This window comes from Bowmanella yangjiangensis (genome assembly GCF_017255015.1).
Classification (GTDB): domain Bacteria; phylum Pseudomonadota; class Gammaproteobacteria; order Enterobacterales; family Alteromonadaceae; genus Bowmanella; species Bowmanella yangjiangensis.
This window is the reverse complement of sequence record NZ_JAFKCS010000003.1, coordinates 198,006-216,931: the sequence shown is the minus strand read 5'-3', so window position 1 is coordinate 216,931 and position 18,926 is coordinate 198,006. Positions and strand designations below refer to the sequence as shown.

19 protein-coding genes are annotated in these 18,926 nt (G+C 50.5%); all 19 read right to left on the bottom strand.

Annotation, left to right across the window (positions count from 1 at the left end):
- Positions 1-42: 42 nt before the first annotated feature.
- Positions 43-1,509, bottom strand: coding sequence for a ribonuclease G (rng, locus tag J0A65_RS05460; RefSeq protein WP_206593116.1), 1,467 nt, complete (start codon positions 1,507-1,509; stop codon positions 43-45).
- Positions 1,506-2,066, bottom strand: coding sequence for a Maf family protein (locus J0A65_RS05455; protein WP_206593115.1), 561 nt, complete (start codon positions 2,064-2,066; stop codon positions 1,506-1,508). Before J0A65_RS05455 ends, rng begins: the two co-directional genes overlap by 4 nt.
- 1 nt (position 2,067) lies before the next feature.
- Positions 2,068-2,550 carry a rod shape-determining protein MreD gene (mreD, locus tag J0A65_RS05450; protein ID WP_206593114.1) on the bottom strand — a complete coding sequence of 161 codons (483 nt, stop codon included), beginning with the start codon at positions 2,548-2,550 and terminating at the stop codon, positions 2,068-2,070.
- Complete coding sequence (gene mreC, locus J0A65_RS05445) at positions 2,534-3,406, bottom strand: rod shape-determining protein MreC (RefSeq protein ID WP_206593113.1); 873 nt, start codon at positions 3,404-3,406, stop codon at positions 2,534-2,536. The genes mreD and mreC overlap by 17 nt, the downstream gene beginning before the upstream one ends.
- 51 nt (positions 3,407-3,457) lie before the next feature.
- Entirely contained in the window at positions 3,458-4,501 is a 1,044-nt protein-coding gene (locus J0A65_RS05440) for a rod shape-determining protein (protein ID WP_102794482.1), read from the bottom strand.
- A gap of 220 nt (positions 4,502-4,721) precedes the next feature.
- Complete coding sequence (locus J0A65_RS05435) at positions 4,722-7,817, bottom strand: polymer-forming cytoskeletal protein (protein WP_206593112.1); 3,096 nt, start codon at positions 7,815-7,817, stop codon at positions 4,722-4,724.
- Entirely contained in the window at positions 7,814-8,239 is a 426-nt protein-coding gene (locus tag J0A65_RS05430; protein ID WP_206593111.1) for a type II secretory pathway protein, read from the bottom strand. The genes J0A65_RS05435 and J0A65_RS05430 overlap by 4 nt, the downstream gene beginning before the upstream one ends.
- Entirely contained in the window at positions 8,229-9,101 is an 873-nt protein-coding gene (locus tag J0A65_RS05425) for a type II secretion system protein (protein WP_206593110.1), read from the bottom strand. The genes J0A65_RS05430 and J0A65_RS05425 overlap by 11 nt, the downstream gene beginning before the upstream one ends.
- A 1-nt stretch (position 9,102) precedes the next feature.
- Positions 9,103-9,693 carry a type IV pilus modification PilV family protein gene (locus tag J0A65_RS05420; RefSeq protein WP_206593109.1) on the bottom strand — a complete coding sequence of 197 codons (591 nt, stop codon included), beginning with the start codon at positions 9,691-9,693 and terminating at the stop codon, positions 9,103-9,105.
- A complete protein-coding gene (locus tag J0A65_RS05415) occupies positions 9,680-10,255 on the bottom strand; it encodes a type II secretion system protein (protein ID WP_206593108.1) in 576 nt (191 codons plus the stop codon). The genes J0A65_RS05420 and J0A65_RS05415 overlap by 14 nt, the downstream gene beginning before the upstream one ends.
- A 25-nt stretch (positions 10,256-10,280) precedes the next feature.
- Complete coding sequence (locus J0A65_RS27635) at positions 10,281-10,811, bottom strand: prepilin-type N-terminal cleavage/methylation domain-containing protein (protein ID WP_206593107.1); 531 nt, start codon at positions 10,809-10,811, stop codon at positions 10,281-10,283.
- Positions 10,812-10,904: 93 nt separating this feature from the next.
- Positions 10,905-11,504, bottom strand: a complete 600-nt coding sequence (locus J0A65_RS05405) for a prepilin-type N-terminal cleavage/methylation domain-containing protein (RefSeq protein ID WP_206593106.1) — start codon at positions 11,502-11,504, stop codon at positions 10,905-10,907.
- A 43-nt stretch (positions 11,505-11,547) separates the two neighbouring features.
- Entirely contained in the window at positions 11,548-12,054 is a 507-nt protein-coding gene (locus J0A65_RS05400) for a hypothetical protein (RefSeq protein WP_206593105.1), read from the bottom strand.
- 1 nt (position 12,055) lies between these two features.
- Complete coding sequence (locus J0A65_RS05395) at positions 12,056-13,270, bottom strand: type II secretion system F family protein (protein WP_206593104.1); 1,215 nt, start codon at positions 13,268-13,270, stop codon at positions 12,056-12,058.
- Between the two features lies 1 nt (position 13,271).
- Complete coding sequence (locus J0A65_RS05390) at positions 13,272-15,005, bottom strand: GspE/PulE family protein (protein ID WP_206593103.1); 1,734 nt, start codon at positions 15,003-15,005, stop codon at positions 13,272-13,274.
- Between the two features lie 2 nt (positions 15,006-15,007).
- Positions 15,008-16,039, bottom strand: a complete 1,032-nt coding sequence (locus tag J0A65_RS05385; RefSeq protein WP_206593102.1) for a tetratricopeptide repeat protein — start codon at positions 16,037-16,039, stop codon at positions 15,008-15,010.
- Complete coding sequence (locus J0A65_RS05380; RefSeq protein ID WP_206593101.1) at positions 16,036-16,944, bottom strand: ExeA family protein; 909 nt, start codon at positions 16,942-16,944, stop codon at positions 16,036-16,038. Before J0A65_RS05380 ends, J0A65_RS05385 begins: the two co-directional genes overlap by 4 nt.
- 2 nt (positions 16,945-16,946) lie before the next feature.
- Positions 16,947-18,608, bottom strand: coding sequence for a pilus (MSHA type) biogenesis protein MshL (mshL, locus tag J0A65_RS05375; RefSeq protein ID WP_206593100.1), 1,662 nt, complete (start codon positions 18,606-18,608; stop codon positions 16,947-16,949).
- The gene (locus J0A65_RS05370; protein WP_206593099.1) at positions 18,598-18,924 is read right to left on the bottom strand and encodes a hypothetical protein; all 327 of its coding nucleotides are present in this window, start codon (positions 18,922-18,924) and stop codon (positions 18,598-18,600) included. Before J0A65_RS05370 ends, mshL begins: the two co-directional genes overlap by 11 nt.
- Positions 18,925-18,926: the final 2 nt, after the last annotated feature.

Genomic DNA, 18,926 nt, shown 5'->3' with positions numbered 1-18,926 from the left:
AGCCTTATCATTCATTAGGTTTCTATTGCCATACTGAGTCGGCTACATCATCACCACGTCGTATTTGTCCTGATTGTACAAGGGTTCCGTTTGTACCTTTATCTGTCTGGAGACAAACACTTCCAACTCGGCCAGCATATGCGACTCTTCCCCCAGCAGCGCATCGGCGACCGCTGGCGAGGCATAAACCACAAATTTGTCTGCATCATAGGCGCGGTTTACCCGCACTATTTCACGCATAATTTCAAAGCAAATAGTTTCCACAGTTTTAATGGAACCGCGCCCCTTACATACTGGACACTCGCCACAGAGGATATGTTCCAAACTTTCGCGAGTTCTTTTGCGGGTCATCTCAACCAGACCCAGGGCGGTAAAGCCATGAATGTTGATCTTAGCCCGGTCTTTGCCGGTCGCCACTTCCAGACTGTGTAACACCCGACGCTGGTGATCCAGGTCGGTCATATCAATAAAGTCGATGATAATAATGCCACCCAGATTACGTAGCCTAAGCTGTCTGGCAATGGCGGCGGTGGCTTCAATGTTGGTATTGAAAATCGTCTCTTCCAGATTACGATGTCCAACAAAAGCCCCGGTATTGATATCAATAGTGGTCATGGCTTCGGTCTGGTCGATGATCAAATACCCACCCGACTTCAACTCAACTCGCCGCTCCAGCGCACGCTGTGCTTCGTTTTCCACATCATACAAGTCAAAGATAGGTCGCTCGCCCTGGTAATATTCCAGCAGCTCGTGCAACTCAGGGGCATATTCCTTGGTGAAGCTTTGCAGCTCACTGAATGCCAGTTTTGAATCTATACGAATACGGTCAAGCTGGGTGCCGACAAAGTCCCGCAATACGCGACGTGCTAGTGGCAAATCCTCATAAAGTACGTTGGATTTGCGTTTTTTCATGCGTTGCTGCACTTTTGCCCACAGGCGTTTGAGAAACTCAGCATCCTGCTGTAACTCACTCTCTCCAACTCCTTCAGCCGCAGTGCGCAGGATAAATCCACCGTCTTCGCTGCAAAGCTCCTGCACTAGTAGCTTGAGACGCTCTCGCTCGGCCTCGTCTTCAATGCGCTGCGATACGCCAACGTGGGCAACACTGGGCATAAACACCAGATAACGTGAGGGTAAGGTAATGTCCGTGGTTAAACGGGCACCTTTAGTGCCGATAGGATCTTTCACCACCTGCACTACGATGTCCTGACCGTCTCGCACCAGTTCACGAATATCTTGCTTGGACAAATGACTCTCTGATACTTCCCCCACCAACTCGTTATGAATAACGATGTCTGATGCATGTAGGAAAGCCGCTTTGTCCAAACCGATATCCACAAAGGCTGCTTGCATCCCAGGTAACACCCGGCTGACCTTGCCGCGATATATATTCCCTACAAGTCCTTTTTTGGTATGTCGCTCTACGTGGATTTCCTGCAAGATGCCATTTTCGATCAGGGCAACCCTGGACTCCGATGGGGTAACGTTGATCAACAGCTCGGCACTCATAACAGATGTTGCTCCTTTAGCAATTCGGCAGTTTCATACAGAGGTAACCCGACCACCGCACTGTAACTGCCCTGAATACGTGTGACAAACCGACCAGCCAGCCCCTGAATGCCGTAACCTCCGGCTTTATCCTGTGGTTCACCGGATTGCCAGTACCATTCCATTTCTTCAGGGGTTACCACTTTAAAACTGACATCCGTCAGCACCAACCTGTGCTGCAATCCGCGATCGCTGCGCAGCGCCACCGCCGTCATTACCTGGTGATGGGCACCGGACAGTAAGGCAAACATGCGCTTAAAGTCGGCCTGGTCTTGCGGCTTGCCGAGGATTTTATTTTGACATACCACTGCCGTATCAGAGCCAAGTACCGGATCTACATGCCCTGCTTGTCGCCAACCAGCTTCGGCTTTGGCCCGGGCTAACCTAACAACATAGTCCCGAGGCTCTTCACCACTTCTAACCGACTCATCAAGGTCGATACTGATCTGTTTGAACGGTACCTGCAGTTGGGTTAACAACTCGGCACGACGGGGAGAGGCGGAAGCTAAAATCAGCATATCAGCTTACCTTAAGTTGTCTGCGCGCCTTGCGCAGAATCATAAAACACCATGGCCAAAACAGCATGGTGGTAAAGACTGGCCATAAATAATCGAACAGGAAATAAATATCGGTCAGCATGTGCTGCAGCCAGAATATCACCAGGTGATAAAGCGCCGCCAACAGGCCAATCATAAAGGCCTGCTGCCACACTGAATAGTTGCGCAGGCGCTGGTAGTTGGCAGCCAGGATAAAGACCACCAGACTGAGCGCTAGACTATGAATGCCAAGCGCTGTGCCGAGTAAAATATCCAATACCAGACCGTTGATAAAGGCCACGCCGACATTCACTCGCTGCGGTAAAGCCAAGGTCCAATAGCCTAATACCAGCAACACCCAGTCGGGTCGGTAGGGGTCGACCATAATAGGCATCGGCATAATTTGCAGCATCTGCGCCACCAACAAACTGATGGCAATGGCCCAATGTTTAAGACTGAGGCGCATCAACGACCTCTCCTTGTTCAACCGGCCCCTGCGGTGCATCATGTGGCCACAGCAATAACAGGTACTTCAATCTGTCCAACTGTGCAGCAGGCACGGCACGAATCACAGCGAATGGACGGGTTTCGTCACGTATGACATCAACGATGCGCCCAACCGGATAACCTTCTGGAAAAACTTGCCCTAAGCCGGAAGAAACCAGTACATCGCCAGGTTCAATATCGGTACTGTGCGGCACATGGTTGATAACCAGTCGGTTCAACTGCCCCGAACCAGAAGCCACCAGCCTTACGTTGTTACGCAACACTCTAACCGGCACAGCATGGGTAACGTCGGCAATCAGCAATACCCGACTAGTGGTAGTGCCTACCTGCATCACCTGGCCAACGATACCTTTATCATCCAGCACCGGTTGCCCTTCATACACACCTTGCAAGGTGCCTTTGTTAATTACGATCTGGTGGCTGTAGGGGTTGTTATCAACCGCCATCAGCTCGGCCACAATTTTGCGCACATCGGGGCGCACTGGCGAACCGAGCAAAGTGCGCAATCGTTCGTTTTCTTGCTCCAACACTGAAAAACGCTGCAATTGCTCACTCATCAGAATATTTTGACGAGTGAGCTGGGCATTATCTTCCAGTAGCTGACGCTGAGTGGTTAACGCCCGGGCGCTCTGGCTTAGCACTTCGCCGGGTAGATTAGCCATATATTGCAGAGGGCTGACCAGGGAGTTTAAGTACACCCTGACATTGCTGAAGGTATCCAATTTGCCGTCCAGGATGATAAGCAACACAGACAGCACACTGGCAAGCACCAGTCTGCTGGTCAGTGACGGACCGCGGGAAAAAATAGTATCCAAGACAGACGCCTAAAAACGAGTGGGCGGCTTACGCCGCCTCTAATTAACCTATTATTCGTAGCTGAACAGGTCGCCGCCGTGCATATCGATCATCTCTAAAGCCTTACCACCACCTCTGGCGACACAGGTAAGCGGGTCATCGGCGATTACCACCGGAATACCGGTTTCTTCCATCAGCAGACGATCCAAATCTTTCAGCAAAGCGCCACCACCGGTCAACACCATACCGCGTTCAGAAATATCTGAGGCCAGTTCAGGTGGAGACTGCTCCAATGCCACCATAACGGCCGACACTATGCCGGTCAGCGGCTCTTGCAGCGCTTCCAATATCTCATTGGAATTCAGGGTAAAGCTTCTCGGTACCCCTTCTGCCAGATTACGACCACGCACTTCGATTTCACGGACTTCCTCGCCCGGATAGGCCGCGCCAATCTCATGCTTGATACGCTCTGCGGTAGCTTCACCAATCAAGGAGCCGAAGTTACGACGAATGTAGTTGATAATAGCTTCATCAAACTTATCACCACCGATACGCACTGAAGAGGAATACACCACCCCGTTCAATGAGATAATCGCGACTTCCGTAGTACCACCACCGATATCGACTACCATTGAACCTGTTGCTTCTGATACCGGCAAACCTGAACCAATAGCCGCTGCCATAGGTTCGTCAATCAGAAACACCTCACGAGCACCCGCGCCCAGTGCAGATTCACGAATAGCACGACGTTCCACCTGAGTTGAACCACAAGGTACACACACCAGCACACGCGGGCTGGGGCGAAGGAAATTATTGTCATGCACTTGTTTAATAAAGTGCTGCAACATCTTTTCGGTAACATAGAAGTCGGCGATCACACCGTCCTTCATCGGCCGGATGGCCTTGATGTTGCCCGGGGTACGACCCAGCATGCGTTTGGCCTCACTGCCCACCGCTGCTACACTCTTTGGACCTCCGGCACGCTCCTGACGAATGGCCACCACAGAGGGTTCATTCAGCACTATGCCTTGGTTTTTTACATAAATAAGGGTGTTGGCTGTACCCAGGTCGATAGATAAGTCATTGGAAAACATTCCGCGAAGCTTTTTGAACATGTACTGACCCGGTCCTTAACTGCCGCCATTTAACGAAAATGGGGCTAAATTTAGCATTTACGACAAACTGGTTAACTTTACCAATGCCCCCGCCCCTGCACAAGTTGTGTGGACAAGGCATTAGGTATAAAAAAGCAAGAAAAATTCCCTTTTGGGGTCAGACAGGGCCGCAAAGCGGCAAATTTACGATTTTTATGCCAACTAAAACCAGTGGCAGAGCTTAGGGAAATACCTCGCGTTGAAAAATTAAACGGTCATTACCACGGAACTGGCCAAAGCTTGCCTTGGCTTTAGGGCCTTCCTGGATGCCAGAATTTTGCCAGTCAAATAAAAGCCAGCTAAAGGGTGTTTGCCATTGCAATGAAATCTCGCCCTGCATATTGGTTGGGCTGAGTATAAAACCCGCGCTAGGTAATAGCGGTTGTCCGCTTAACACTGTGCCACTGCCCGCAGGCGTTGTAAGGATGCCTGATGGTGTTTTGCTCAGAATCGACAATTCACCGGCATTGAATACAGAGCAGTTATCCAATTCGTTGGTCAGCCACTGATTACTAGCTCGATCAAAGTACTGCACAACCAAAGGCAGAGGTAAGTTTTCTGTTTCAGGCCCGAAAGTATTGAGTAATGTGGCCCTACCGTAGCGTATTTTCATTGGAGAACCACTGGCAATATTTTGCGCCGGAGACAAGTCAGTATGCACATTTTGCATGGCTACCATGTCACTGTCATTGATGCTGATCCCCAACAATAATGCATCATAAGGCCCATCAGCACTGGTTCCCCGTGAAAACACAATATTTGCATCAATCCCTGCTATTCCTTTATCCCATAGGGTGTCCAACTCATTTGGCAACAATCTGTCGCTTAGCACTTCACCTTCATAAGCCATAAGGGCCAGATTGGCTGATTTGGCAAACGGCCCCATGTAGTTCTGTGTGGTGGTACCAGCAGTATTCTTGGCGACGATATTAGCCGTTAGCCCAAAACCCTGCCCCATATAGGTAAATGGCGCGGGTGTCTCCCCTACCAATCCGCACGCCGGGGTAATGCTATCATCGGTCAGGGCAAAGTAAGCCGGAACAAAACGACCGATAGGTTCACTTTGACTTAAGGGTAATATTTTCCCTGCGCCCAGATAGTCCTGGTCAACATCAACACTCACGCGAATCACGCCCACTTCAGAAAAGCTGACATTGAGGTTTTCAAACACCCCAGAAGTAGTATTCACTTTGGTAAAAGCGGCCTGATTAGTCAGATTGCCGCTTTCCCCCGGCGTTGGTGCCAGTAGTTCATGGCCGACAATCACCAGTTTTCTCGGCGCGGCTTCATTGCCGAAGTTATTTGTGGTGCCACCCAGCGCATTCAAGGCACTCAATTTTACGCTGAATGCTTCCCCAGCTTTGGCAAACACGCCCCCCTCGTGATACGCGCCGCTGAATGAACTGCTGTTGCCGCTGGCATTTTTCACCTCAATGGCCACGGCGGCTGGCTTTACGGCAAAGGCAGATGAGGTACCACTCAGTTGTTTGCTGCTGTTGTTACTGGTGGTCGCGGCGGCCAAGGTGATCTTTCCGGCATCATCAAAACGTACATTTAAAGTAGCTTGCCCTGTATTACCAAAATCGGCCTGGATTGTACCCGGTGCATCACCCAGTGAAACATTATTTACGGTCAGCCAATTGCCGCTGCTGCACGTACCAGGATCCTGACAGCCAAGATCAATGGAAAGTGCCTGATTGTTGGTCAGTGCAGCGTTACAAAACCCGGATTCCGCATCGGTGGTAATAGCTTGCACATCTAATTCAAACGCCACACCAGCCACCTGATGGCTAAGCGCGGTATCACTGGTGTTCTTCCGCACAAAGCGCAACAGACTGTCTTTGACAGTAAACTGACAAGCTTGGCCGGTTTGGCCTTTTACGCAGGCTAGCGTATTTGACGGAATAGTGCCGCTAATAGCACCGGAGCTGAGCTCAAAAGTTGCCGGATAAAGGGCCTGTGGGTCAATAACCATCACTACATTGGCCTGGCTGCTGTTATTAAAACTTGCAACGACCGAGGCAAGCTTACCGTCTTTTTCAGCGACTTCCACCGTGGCGGTAATCTCGGCCTGTGTCGTACAGGCAGCATCTCCGCAGGCAATTACATTCACAGGGTATTGGCTCTCACACGTGGCCATTAAACCATTGTGACTAAGCAGGAAATGGTGCACCTGAGCCGCAGGTGAACTGCAACTGGTGGGGGTGTAACCATCCGAGGAATCACAGTAGACTCCTCCGTCGATGGTGCCATTGTTGGTGATATGACTGGCGGTAACATCACCGGTGACCCGCCCCCCCCAATCCACCACCACCAGGGAGTCAGCTACAATATTGCCGTCCACGAATGCGTTAGAAGACTTCAAAATCGCCTGACCGGTTTCAATATTGCCGTAAACGCTGCCACTGCTGCCAATGGTTAATGACGTGCTCGCCAGGATGTCGCCATACACAGCAACATTTGAGGGTTTAATATCTACTACAGGTGCAACAACATTCCCCGTAAGACTACTGCCGCTAGCTAGTGTGAAGCTGGTAGTGGAGGTAACCTCACCGCTCAAGTACACCGCGCTAACCGTATCAATACGGTATGCGGTTAAATCACCAATCACTGTGGTGCCACTGCCAATCAGCAGCTCGTCACTGGCAAAGATATCACCTTCTATGCGGCTGCTACTGGAGCTAATGGTGACATCTGCCCCTTGAATCGGTCCTGTGATTTTGTTGGCTGAACCGGTAACTATTGTTCCGCCGTATAGCCCCCCAACCAGGGTATTACTCGAACCCAGTTCAATAATGCTCGCGGTCAGGTTACCCGTAATCTGGTTGTCAGATGCCGTATCAATACTAGTGGCATTCATATCACCACTAAACGAACTGCTGGAACTTGTCTGGATAGTCTGTGCGGAGATATTACCAACCACTTTATTGGCATAACCAAAATCTGCCGCTTTTGCGACTGTGATATTGGCATTAGCCCGAAAATCAGACCCTGAAGTGAGATTACCCGCAACCTCAATGGTTAACCTGGAAGCACTGCCACTTTGGTTGACTTTGGCATTAGAAAAACTGGCTTTACCGTTTATTTTCAGGGTAATACTATTGCTTGTACTGCTCACTGAAATGCTGTCATTCCAGCTTAAAGAGAGTGCCGGGCACGTGACCGTCGAACTGGCTCTTTTACAACCGGATGGCAGTGGGCCATTAGGCAGACTGTAGTCAACCGCCCACACTTGCCACGTCACCATCAATAAGAACCAACTGAGCCAGCGGGTCATAGCCCCTCCCTGGCATCAACAGACAAGGTGCGGCTTATCACTGCATCACCAGCCTGGCAGGCCCCCGTTACAGAAAACTGGTAAAGACGAATACCAGCGGTCGCATAGTCCTCTTGTTGGCAGCGACGCAGATAAGCACAATTTTCTAACCCCGGCACAGAAAGGGTTTGAAATAGTGCATCAGTTTGGCAGGCCGCTGGTTCACTCACACTTGAGCCGAGCGGAAAAACGGCGACTAACTGGCTTTCTAAACCGCTTTTGGCAGATTGCAGGGCTCTGACGCCATAAACCTCAGTGACAATCGTATCGCTGGAGGTTGAAAGAACCCGCGAGAGTGCAAATCCCAATCCGGCTAACACCACCAGTATGAACATCGCCATCATTAACATACTGCCACCTTGTTTGTGTTTATCAGGGCACATTAGGCACCTGCACTTCATAATGATAGGTGACAATTTCTTCATTTAGCATAAAGCGCAGCCGTATCTGCACCAGCGCATTTCGGGTTAAGGTGGCTGGCCTGACCTTAAAGGGTAACTCATCCTCCGCAGTCACCAATGAGTATGGCTGCACATCTTTTGCCATCAAGGAGGCTAAACTTGCTTTAATCAGGCCGATATTAGTATTGCTATTAGTTGGGCTGGAGAGATAACCATAGCCCTGATAACGATACAACCAGACGTCACTCTCGCCCCCTTCACGCCAGAAACAGTAAGCAACCGGTTGACCGCCTATGTAAAATCGCGAAGAGGGAGAGTCTGCCGCAAACTGAATACTGGAGGCCAAACTGATAGTCATTAGATTATCAGCGTCGGGACCAGTCACCCCCGCGATAGGATATTGAGCCCTGGGCAAAGCAGTAGAGTTATATACATTCACCGATGAAATTGGGTAAACCAACAAACGATCGCCATTGACGAAATTATAGCTGTCACTGCCCCCGCTTAAGGTTAACACCTTCACCTCAGATGCTGCCGGTTCGGGTGCCACCGGCACATCCAGATAGTAGCCGCTCCATTTGGCTGGCACGAACTCAATACAATGGCTGTTGTTGGCGTTGGCCTGACGAGTACGAATACTATTAGGTACAGCATTACGCAGTTCCCGGCTTAAACGCTCCACCACAAAACGTGCTTCACTTAGCAGTTGATCACGCTCTGCGGCATCCACATAGATGCGGGTACCCATACCAATAAAGCTAAAAACAGCTAACGACACCACAGCCAAAATGGTGATCACCACCACCATTTCCATCAGGGTGAAACCGCGTTTTCGTGCCCGCATATCAATAGTTCCCCCGATAGGTGGAAAACACCATGGGCTGCCCCATCGGGGTTGTCACTGTCAGGGTGATGAGTTTCATATTGCCTATTGCAGCGTCCGCCTGGCCGTCCATATTTTGGTCATAAAAGACCTGCACACCAACTACAAAGCCCTGATAAAGCGCTACGTCCTCGCTCAGTAAAGACGCTTCTGCCGTCGCTGCGTCAAAAATGGCAGCGGCGCTTAAGCCATTCAGACAAAGATAGTCGTCCACATCATCATACAAATCCTTATTTGTCCCGCCTTCTTCACAACCTAATGCCGCAGGTTGCGTGCACAATTCATCGGCTTGAATACCGTCTTCGGGCCTGTCAGCATCTTCTCCGCAGCGCAGTAACCCGCCGGCACGATCTGAATGCTCGTCAAACGCCCGGCCACTGATTTCATTTAATAATGACTGAGCAAGTTGTGCTGCGCGGGCCTGAAGAATAGGTTCAACACTACGACTGGCCTGAGGCAGAATCAGGCTACTGATCATGGTTAAGGCAACGGCAAAGGCAGTAATACCAATCACCATTTCCATCAATGTGAAGCCCAAATTACGGGCAGGCATGGATATAGCCCTCTGGCTCAATACAGACCTTAGTGGTTATAGCGCCGCTAATCTGCACCTGACAAGCTGACTGGCAGACAGGTTGCGGGTTAGCTGGATTTTGGTTACTAACCGGACGGCCAAAGCTGTCAAAGCCAATATGATCAAGGCTAGTTGCGCCATCTAAAACCGACAGTTGTACCCCCTCACTAGTGAGTTCGCCACTGCTACTGCGCAAATATTCGGGCGTAAAAGCCCCGACCACAGTGCTACAGGTCCTGGCAGCCTGGCTTGCACCGCCGTTTAGCGCATAAGCCAGATCGGCCTGGGTTGCAGAGGTATGGGTATAGTCTGGCGGACCAAAATCGCTTACAGCGAAATTAATCTGAAAACAGTAACCAGCCCGGGTATCTTGCATAGCACGGGCCTGCATATTCCGCAGCGCAGCCACCACCCGTGCCTGCACGGTATATTCCACCACGCCGTCCTTGCCTGCAAAGCGGCTCGCAGCAGACACCGCCAGTACCCCAAGGACAATGATCACTATAATCAATTCCAGCAAGGTAAAACCGGCGGTTTTCAAGGTCGTTCCCTATCCAAGCATCAAGTTAGCAGTCGGTGGTGACTTTACCTACAATGATTCCCGCGCCCTCAGCAGAAGATGCTGTGCGATTATTTTTAACAAATGCGAAGCATCTGTTAGCCGTACCTGTGGGCGCCGCGGTACCTGAATAAACAACAATACCGTTCGCAGATCCTGTAACAGCACCGTTGTCGTCAATAGTAGCGACTGCAATAGTAAAATCGGTAACATTCAATAGTTGCCCCCAATCTGCGGCCGCATTGGAATCAACATTTGATGTCGAAGGATATCCGAAATTCAGTAATACAGGATTGCCGTTCACTTGAACGGTTGGCCCATTAGTCCCAGCCTCAGCAACTCCTTGATTACCTGCAATCAAAGACTTCCCATAAACTATCGAGTTCGCTGTTTGCATAGAAGCAATTACACCATCCAGCGTTGCAGCTTTCGCGTCCGACTGAATATCAATAAACTTAGGCGCGGCGGTTACCGCCAGAATACCCAGAATAACGATTACGATGATCAGCTCAATTAATGTAAAACCACGTTGTTTCATATCACCTACCCCTTTTAAAACAAACTCTTAGTATATCTGTTAGGTTATATCACCACCTTCAATGGCGAAAGTGGTGTCGTATGCCTGGCCCTATTAAGGGCGACTAAAAACTATGACCTGACCAATTCGAGGGTCATACACAAAACCGTCCCCTACCGTATTGTCGGTGGGCGCAGCTTGTTTATTCTTTATCGACTGGGTCAGATAGTAGTAACAAACATCATTACCGCCCGAGCCCGCACCATCCCCAGCCCTGGTATAGTAGCGATAATTTGCAAAAGGTTTTTGATTCCAATCAGGTGTAATGGTTGGCGCACTTTGCATAATTAAGTTAAAAATGCTCACGCAGTCTAAATCCCCTACCGCATCATCTTCGGAACTGCTGTCGTTAGCCAACTCGCCGCTTGGATAGCCAGTATTCTTATCGATGCCAATTTGAATGCCGCCTACGGTAACGAAGGTACTATTCGTACCGTTGTTTTCTGACGGACGCCCTTCCAATTCCCACTGGGCGCGGATCAGCCCAACACCAGTAGCAAAACCACCCGCCACACCTTCTACCGTGGCATTTTGTGCATCATCCGTCACTTCCAGCATGCGTGGCAAAGCCACTGCCGCCAGCAGCCCCAGTACCACCACCACAATAACCAGTTCGATTAGGGTAAAGCCCCGCTGTTGATTGCACATTTTCATCTTGCTCCCGTCCCCTTGTTGGCGGAATTGCTCCTCAGCTTAGTCATTGCTTAATAACCTGGCCGGTGTAAATCCTGTACTCAAAATATGGTCCTGTGGACAAACGGAATCGGCAAGTACTGTCCAGTGCGTTGCCGGTCAGGCTTACACCGTCGAAGTACTCGCCATAAACCTTAAAGCTCTGCACTTCCATCGGTACATTCAATACCGACTTCCACAACCCTGCACAGCCGTCGCTAGTGGGCTCAACCCGCGGCCAGCCTATATGACTCATGGCGATAGGCCGTCTGTCCACTTCTTTACCTACACTGTTATAACGAATCTGCAGTATGCGAGCCGGACGCCCCTCGGCTTCCCATTGCCATTTTGCTCCCACCACGGCTTCAGCCATTTCGTCAGCCAGCAAATCCAAACTAACCTTTTTAAGATCATCTTCACTGTCATTCAGGTACCAGATAAAGAACGCCATCAGTAGGGCAAACAGAGTCACTATGATGATCTGAATCATCAGGCGTTGCAGATTGCTTTCACTAACTGATTGATCACTCATCTCACCTCCCCCGATAGGCGCTAGCCATATCCCACATGGGTGTGAAGATCCCCAATGCCAGCACTAAGACCATTATCGCCACTATACCTATCAGAATCGGCTCAATCTTGGCGGTCAGGCTCTTCAGGTCATATTCCACTTCACGCTCGTAAAACTCGGCGACATCGGTGAGCAGTTCATCCACCCGGCCGGTCTCTTCGCCAACATTAATCATCTGCAACACTAAAGGGGTAAATAACTTACTGCTTGCACAAACCCTTGAGAGGCTTTCCCCCTTTTCTATATTGCGGCGCATCTCCAGAATCTGCTTGGCCATATATTTGTTATCCACCGCATCGGCGACCAGATTGAGGGCATGGGTTAATGGCACTCCTGCTCGGGTCATCATGGCGAAGCTGCGCGCGAAACGCGATAACAATGAGCGCTGAAGTATGCTGCCTACAGCAAATAGCTTGAGCTTGTATCTGTCCCAGTTCAGAGCACCTTGCTCACTTTGCAAATAGCGCCGCAACATAAGCCAGGCAGCAATAACAGCCAGCAACATCAAATGCCAATAGTGCACAAACAAATTGGACATACCGATAAGCACTTTGGTCATGGCAGGTAAGTCGGCCCCCAACTTGGCAAACATACCGGCAAAGGTAGGGATCACCCAGATATTCATAATCACCAAGGCAATCACTATGGCAATTAACACAAAGAGCGGATAACGCGTGGCGGCCTTAATCTGCTTACGGGTTTCTTGTTCCCGCTCAAGATATTGCGCCAGCAAGCGGAAAGCTTCGTCAAGCCGACCGGTGTTTTCCCCTACATGTACAACACTGACAAACAGACTATTGAACACCTTCTTGTGTCTGTGCAACGCATTAGACAGTGAATGTCCGCGCTCCATATGTTCAACCACATCCAGCAAAGCTTCGCGCATGCTCGCCGAACTGCTGCTTTCAGCTAATCCGCCGATTGCCCGCAAAATTGGGATCCCGGATTTCGTCAACGAATACATTTGCCGGGAAAAAATTACCAACCCGTCCAGGCCTACCTTGGATCGAAACCAGGTTATCTGCCACTTGCCCTTTTCTACACTGGCGTGAATAACAATAGGTACCAAATCCCTGTTTAATAACACTTGAGCGGCGCTGGCCTGATCCTGGGCATCCAGAGAACCGGTCAGCATTGAACCGTCTCGCGCACGGGCTTGGTAGTCAAACTGTGGCATATCAGCTATTAGCCTCCGCTACCTTAGGCATGGCCTGGTCGTCTAACACCATTTCCACCAGTTTTAAGACTTCCTCAACTGTGGTCAGGCCCTGTCTGGCATAATCCAATGCGGCCTTTGAGAGAGGTTGATAGCCGCTGCATTTCTTTGCGGCCAGGCTAAAGCCATTGGTATCAGCAACTTTAAGTGCACTCATCATGCCTTCGGTCATTTCCAGTAACTCAAAGACACCGATACGACCGTGGTAGCCGGTTTGATGGCACTGGTCGCAACCTCTGCCATGTTTGAATTCAATGCTGCTGACATCATTCGCCAGACTGCTTAGCCAAAACAGTTCGTCCCGATCCGGTTGATAGGGTTCAGCACAGTGCATACAAACCCGTCTGACCAAACGCTGGGCCACGATAGCGCGCAAAGAGCTGGCCACCAGGTAGCCAGGCGCGCCCATGTCCAACAGTCGAATAGCGCTGCTAATAGCGTCGTTGGTATGCAAGGTAGATAACACCAAGTGACCGGTCAGAGCGCCGCGCAAGCCAATCTCTGAGGTTTCATGGTCGCGCATCTCACCTACCATGATGACATCCGGATCTTGTCGCAATGTGGTGCGCAACACATTGGAAAAGGTCAGCCCGATTTTATGATTAATCTGCACCTGATTAATCCGTGGCAAGCGATATTCCACCGGATCTTCCACGGTAATAATTTTTACCCCCGGCTGATTCAACTCACTTAATGCGCCATATAAAGTGGTGGTTTTTCCCGAGCCAGTAGGACCTGTGACCAACACCATGCCATGGGGACGCTTAAGTAGCTGACGAAAACGCACCAGCATCGCCTCTGGCATGCCGGTTTCTTCCAGAGTAAGCAGGCCTGCGGATTGATCCAATAAACGCATTACCACAGACTCGCCATGTTGAACCGGCATGGTGGAAAGGCGCACATCGATGTGATGGCCTTTGACTTTGATATGAGTACGTCCATCCTGAGGCAAACGTTTCTCCGAAATGTCCAGACCAGACATCAGCTTCAAACGTAACACCAAGGCCGATGCGATGTTGCTTTCTTTAATCAGGTTTTCCTGCAGTACCCCATCCACCCGCAAGCGGATACGCAGCAATTGTTCGTCGGGCTCAATATGAATATCCGACGCCTGCATTTGCACCGCATCTTCAAATATGGATTTGAGCAATCTGGCGACGGCGGTATCTTCCTCTTCCGCGCCCATATCAGCAAAATCAAAATCAGTGGCTTCACGATGCTCACTGGCCAGTTCCTGGGCAAAAGAGGCAATGTCTTCGGTACGCCGATAGTGCCGATCAAAGGCCGACAACAGTTGCGATTCCCTTACCACAGCCACCTTAATTGGCTTTTTCAGCAAATTAGCCAGTGTATCCAGCGCTGCCAGGTCGGCAGGATCGCTCATACCGACCAGAATGTATTCGAGATTATTTTCCAGCACCAAAGCCCGGTAACGACGAGCCTGCACCTCTGGCAATAGTTTGATCGTTTCAGGCGGTAAGGAACGAGTGCTGATATCAATAAAAGGCACGTTCAACTGCTGGGACAAAAATGTCAGCAGTTGGTTTTCACTCACCAGTCCCAAATCCGTCAGGGTGTGGCCCAACTTGCGCCCGGACTGACGCTGAGCATTTAACGCTTGTTGCAATTGCTCTTCACTGATAACACCCTCGTGAACCAGCAAATCGCCAAGACGCATCTTAAGTTTGGGTTGCATAGCTACTGCCCCTCCAACGCACTTAAGCGCTGCGCTACAAAGCTTTGTAGCGATGAATTGAGCTTGCCACTGTGACGCAGCCACAGGTAATGCTCACGAGCCTGTTCAACTTCCCCTTGTTGATCCTGACTGACAGCCAGTCCCATCCGCCACTCCACTTTCTGTGGCTGATATTCACTCAGCAACAGGTAATCCTGCACCGCTAACGACAGCTCGCCGGCTTGCTGCGCCAACTGCGCGCGCAGAGCGAAATAATCCGCATAAGCCAGAATTGACGGCTGGTGTTGCTTGAGTAAAACCAGCGCTTCGGTCTGGCGCTGCTCTCCAACCAACATACGCGCCAGCATTAACCGCAGTGACGGCTCTTCCTGGAAACTTGCTAACCCGTCTTGCAGCAACTGTTTGGCGCCTCCAACTTGGCCAAGCCCATACATTAGCTCTGCCAGACGTAAACGCACGGCATGTTGTTGAGGTTGCATATGCAGCATTTGGGTTAACAGTTTTTGCGCCGATTCAAACTGATTCTGTGCCAGCGCATGTTTTGCCCTTTCTTTAAGCCCTGCCCATTGCAGATCCTGCTCCGATGCTTGCTTGGAAATACTTAGCTTACCCTCAGCTACAGGTACTTTATCTTCCACTACAGTGGCGGTCTCAGAGGTGGGATTTTGCTGTTCCTGAGGTTCCTCAGACACCAGCGTCTGAGCAAGTGCAGGCTGCGGTTGCGGTTGCGGTTGCGGTTGCGGCTCAACATCCTGGATTTGAACCATAGCGTCTTCAACTTGCTTTTCGGTTACGCGCTCCACCGGTTTGGCTAACCGGACAGGCTCAACCTGTGCTGAAACTTCTGCCTTCTCGGGCTGTATCCATTGTGGAATCAACCAGTAAGCCAATGCCACCAGCAGTGCTATTGGTAACACCCCAAACAGCCACCAAACCGAGCGACGTGGGGCGGGTGGCTGATATTCGGCCTGTAAACCCGCCGGGGCTGCCTGGCGGTTTTCCAGATCTTTGAGCATTTTATTTACAACGCTCATAGCCACCTCAACCATAGCCAATAACCGGCCCCTGCCATCACTAAGCCGGATAATACAATCACTAACAATGACCAGGAGCCGATAGGCGAAGACTGAATAGCGGCTTCGGTATCTTGTACTGCCAGTTGTATATGGGTCGGCGTGACCTGCATCTTGCCTTCACCAAAGGCCAACATCAGGGCTTTGTGGCAAAGCACGTTCACCAGTCTCGGCGTACCCTGGGAAGCGCGAAACAATTTGCGGCAACAGGCCGTGCTGAAAACTTCCCCCCCCCGGTAACCAGCGACCTGCATACGGTGTCGTACATATTGGGTGAGTTGGTCCAGGTCCATGGCGGATAGCTGATAACTAAAGCCTATGCGCTGTTTCAATTGACGCAATTCGGGCAACGCCAGCTTGGCATCCAGCTCTGGCTGGCCAAACAGCACCACCTGCAGGAGTTTTTGCGATTCGGTTTCCAGATTACTGAACAACCTGAGAGCTTCAATACTTTCCACCGGCAAAGCCTGCGCTTCGTCGATGATAAGCACGGCCGCCTGACCCTGGCGGTGAATATCGATAAGACGCTGCTGAATACGCTGGGTAAATTGCTGTTGATCGACCGGGCCATCGAAATTGACTCCCAGCTCTCTGGCCACCGCCAACCTCAGTTCCTCTGGCGACAAATAGGGATTAGGAATATAAGCAGAAACAAAATGATCCGGTAATTCATTCAACAACTTGCGACATAGCAGGGTTTTACCTGTGCCCACTTCACCCGTTACCTTGATAAAACCTTCGCCGGTTTTCAAAGCCAAGGTCAGTACCTCAATGGCCTGCTTATGGCTGGGCAAGCCGAAGTAGTAACTGGTATTAGGCGTCAGCGTAAAGGGCAATTCCCGCAAGCCGAAGTGGTACAAGTACATGGTCAGTTCTCACCAATCCAGTCACGCACCTGATCGCGGCTTTGCATTAACTGCTTACGCCAGGTATCCGGCCCGACGACGGTCGGTCTGAGCAGAATAATCAGCTCTTTTTTCTGCTCCACTTCCCGACGATTTTTAAATAGCTCACCGAGTAGCGGAATATTGCCCAAAACCGGCGTTTTGGAATGGCTTTCGCTGATAATGGTTTGCATCAAACCACCTATCACGACAATCTCACCAGAGCGGGCATGAATAATAGTATCGGATTCCCTGATATTGCTTTGCGCCAGAGGCAAGACAAATTTTTCCTCATTCAGGGTGACGACCTTTTCCTGTTCTTCGGTTTCAATAACCGAGGGATGCACGTGCAGCAATACGCTGCCGTCTTCATCTATCTGCGGTGTGACATCCAGGGCGATTCCCGAAAAAAACGGGGTGAGTTCAATGTTTGGTGTCACTGCGGTTGTGGAAGAACTGATGGTGCTTTGGCTGGACACATCGGTAACAAAATACTCGTCATCGCCTACCTTGATCACCGCCTTTTGATTATTAATTGCCGTCACCCGCGGGCTGGACAATACCTGCACATTGCCCTGCGTTGACAGCAAATTAATTACCCCGCTGAAGTCCTTGTTCACAAACGCCAGGCTGGCAGCGCCTCCCAGGGTACTGGTAAGGCTGTTCACCGCCGTGAAGCCTTGTGTTGAAAAACGAAAATCTGTACTGCCGACATTGGCCAGCACCTGATTCCAATTTACCCCCTGCTGGTAATCATCATTAAGCGATACCTCGATAATCCGCGCTTCGAGCACCACCTGACGTTGAATAGTTTGTTGTGAGCGAGATAGAAACTCGCGCACGCTGCGCAGTTCATCAGGCATAGCGCGAACGGTAACCAGGCCCGCTTGCGGCGATACGATGACACTGCGTCCGCCTTGCCCTCCCACCAGGCTTATTAAGGCTTCTTTCAAATCCTTCCAGAAGTCTGTTTGCGTGCGGGTCAGAATATTCGTGCCGTTTACATTGTTGTTGGCATTGAAATTGTTGCTGTATTGATTGCCGCCGGTCTGGCTGTTGCCACCAAAGTTGTTAGCGCCGCCATTATTAGCACTGTTATTGTCAAACTGTGACACACCACCTGACATAATGCTGGATTGCGTTGTGCCATCACGGGTCATCAACAGGTAATTGACCGTGAAAGTTTCTGTGCGTATGCCTGAGGGATATACCCGAAATACATTGCCACTGCGCTGAACATCATAACCATACATTTCTTCGGTTAAATCCAGCGCTTCTTGCAGTGTCACCTGTTTCAAGTCGAGTGAAATAGTGCCTTGCACCTGGGGATGAATTGCCACGCTGAAGGGGGTGCCTTCAACCAGGCCACTGAAAAACGCTGCGGCAGCTACCTGCTCCGCTTTCACATCAAAACGCTCTTCACTGAACAAACCAGCAGACGGTTCATTGATTCCCGCACTATTGGACAATAGCGCCGACACCTCACTAGGGAGTGTTTGCAATGCAGTACCCGGTACAACGGACGAGCTGCCTTGTTCATCCACTGCTTTTTGTAACTGTGTCGCCGTTGTCTGGCCACCATCATTCGTCTGGCAGGCAGTCAGCAAACAAATCAGAGTAAGCAGTACAGAGAACTTAAAATTCATCGGTATTGTCCTTCACCTTGGTATCATTCAACACCACTACCCGAGTTTGGCCATGCTCACTAAAGTGCACCGCATCGGCGTGGATCGCCGCCACAACAAGATCACCCAACTTGTCACCTACATACATAATACGTTGATTTACAATGGCATAACGCCGTTCTTCGGCAATAAATATGGCGCTGACCCGCAACGATGCGGCATTTGCACCAGAGGATGCTTCATCCACTTTTTGCGTTGTCGGCGGCCTGGTCGGATCCTGTAATTCGACAGCATCCGTTCCTAATAGCAGCACCAGATAAGCAGAGGTCAATATCAAGG

Coding starts and splice junctions, on each gene's coding strand:
- J0A65_RS05420 (WP_206593109.1), bottom strand. CDS start 9,693: ATGCCTGCCCGTAATTTGGGCTTCACATTGATGGAAATGGTGATTGGT.
- J0A65_RS05425 (WP_206593110.1), bottom strand. CDS start 9,101: ATGCGGGCACGAAAACGCGGTTTCACCCTGATGGAAATGGTGGTGGTG.
- J0A65_RS05395 (WP_206593104.1), bottom strand. CDS start 13,270: ATGCCACAGTTTGACTACCAAGCCCGTGCGCGAGACGGTTCAATGCTG.
- J0A65_RS05455 (WP_206593115.1), bottom strand. CDS start 2,066: ATGCTGATTTTAGCTTCCGCCTCTCCCCGTCGTGCCGAGTTGTTAACC.
- J0A65_RS05405 (WP_206593106.1), bottom strand. CDS start 11,504: ATGAAAATGTGCAATCAACAGCGGGGCTTTACCCTAATCGAACTGGTT.
- J0A65_RS05380 (WP_206593101.1), bottom strand. CDS start 16,944: ATGTACTTGTACCACTTCGGCTTGCGGGAATTGCCCTTTACGCTGACG.
- mshL (WP_206593100.1), bottom strand. CDS start 18,608: ATGAATTTTAAGTTCTCTGTACTGCTTACTCTGATTTGTTTGCTGACT.
- J0A65_RS05435 (WP_206593112.1), bottom strand. CDS start 7,817: ATGACCCGCTGGCTCAGTTGGTTCTTATTGATGGTGACGTGGCAAGTG.
- J0A65_RS27635 (WP_206593107.1), bottom strand. CDS start 10,811: ATGAAACAACGTGGTTTTACATTAATTGAGCTGATCATCGTAATCGTT.
- mreD (WP_206593114.1), bottom strand. CDS start 2,550: ATGCGCCTCAGTCTTAAACATTGGGCCATTGCCATCAGTTTGTTGGTG.
- J0A65_RS05385 (WP_206593102.1), bottom strand. CDS start 16,039: ATGAGCGTTGTAAATAAAATGCTCAAAGATCTGGAAAACCGCCAGGCA.
- rng (WP_206593116.1), bottom strand. CDS start 1,509: ATGAGTGCCGAGCTGTTGATCAACGTTACCCCATCGGAGTCCAGGGTT.
- J0A65_RS05390 (WP_206593103.1), bottom strand. CDS start 15,005: ATGCAACCCAAACTTAAGATGCGTCTTGGCGATTTGCTGGTTCACGAG.
- J0A65_RS05440 (WP_102794482.1), bottom strand. CDS start 4,501: ATGTTCAAAAAGCTTCGCGGAATGTTTTCCAATGACTTATCTATCGAC.
- J0A65_RS05400 (WP_206593105.1), bottom strand. CDS start 12,054: ATGAGTGATCAATCAGTTAGTGAAAGCAATCTGCAACGCCTGATGATT.
- J0A65_RS05430 (WP_206593111.1), bottom strand. CDS start 8,239: ATGTGCCCTGATAAACACAAACAAGGTGGCAGTATGTTAATGATGGCG.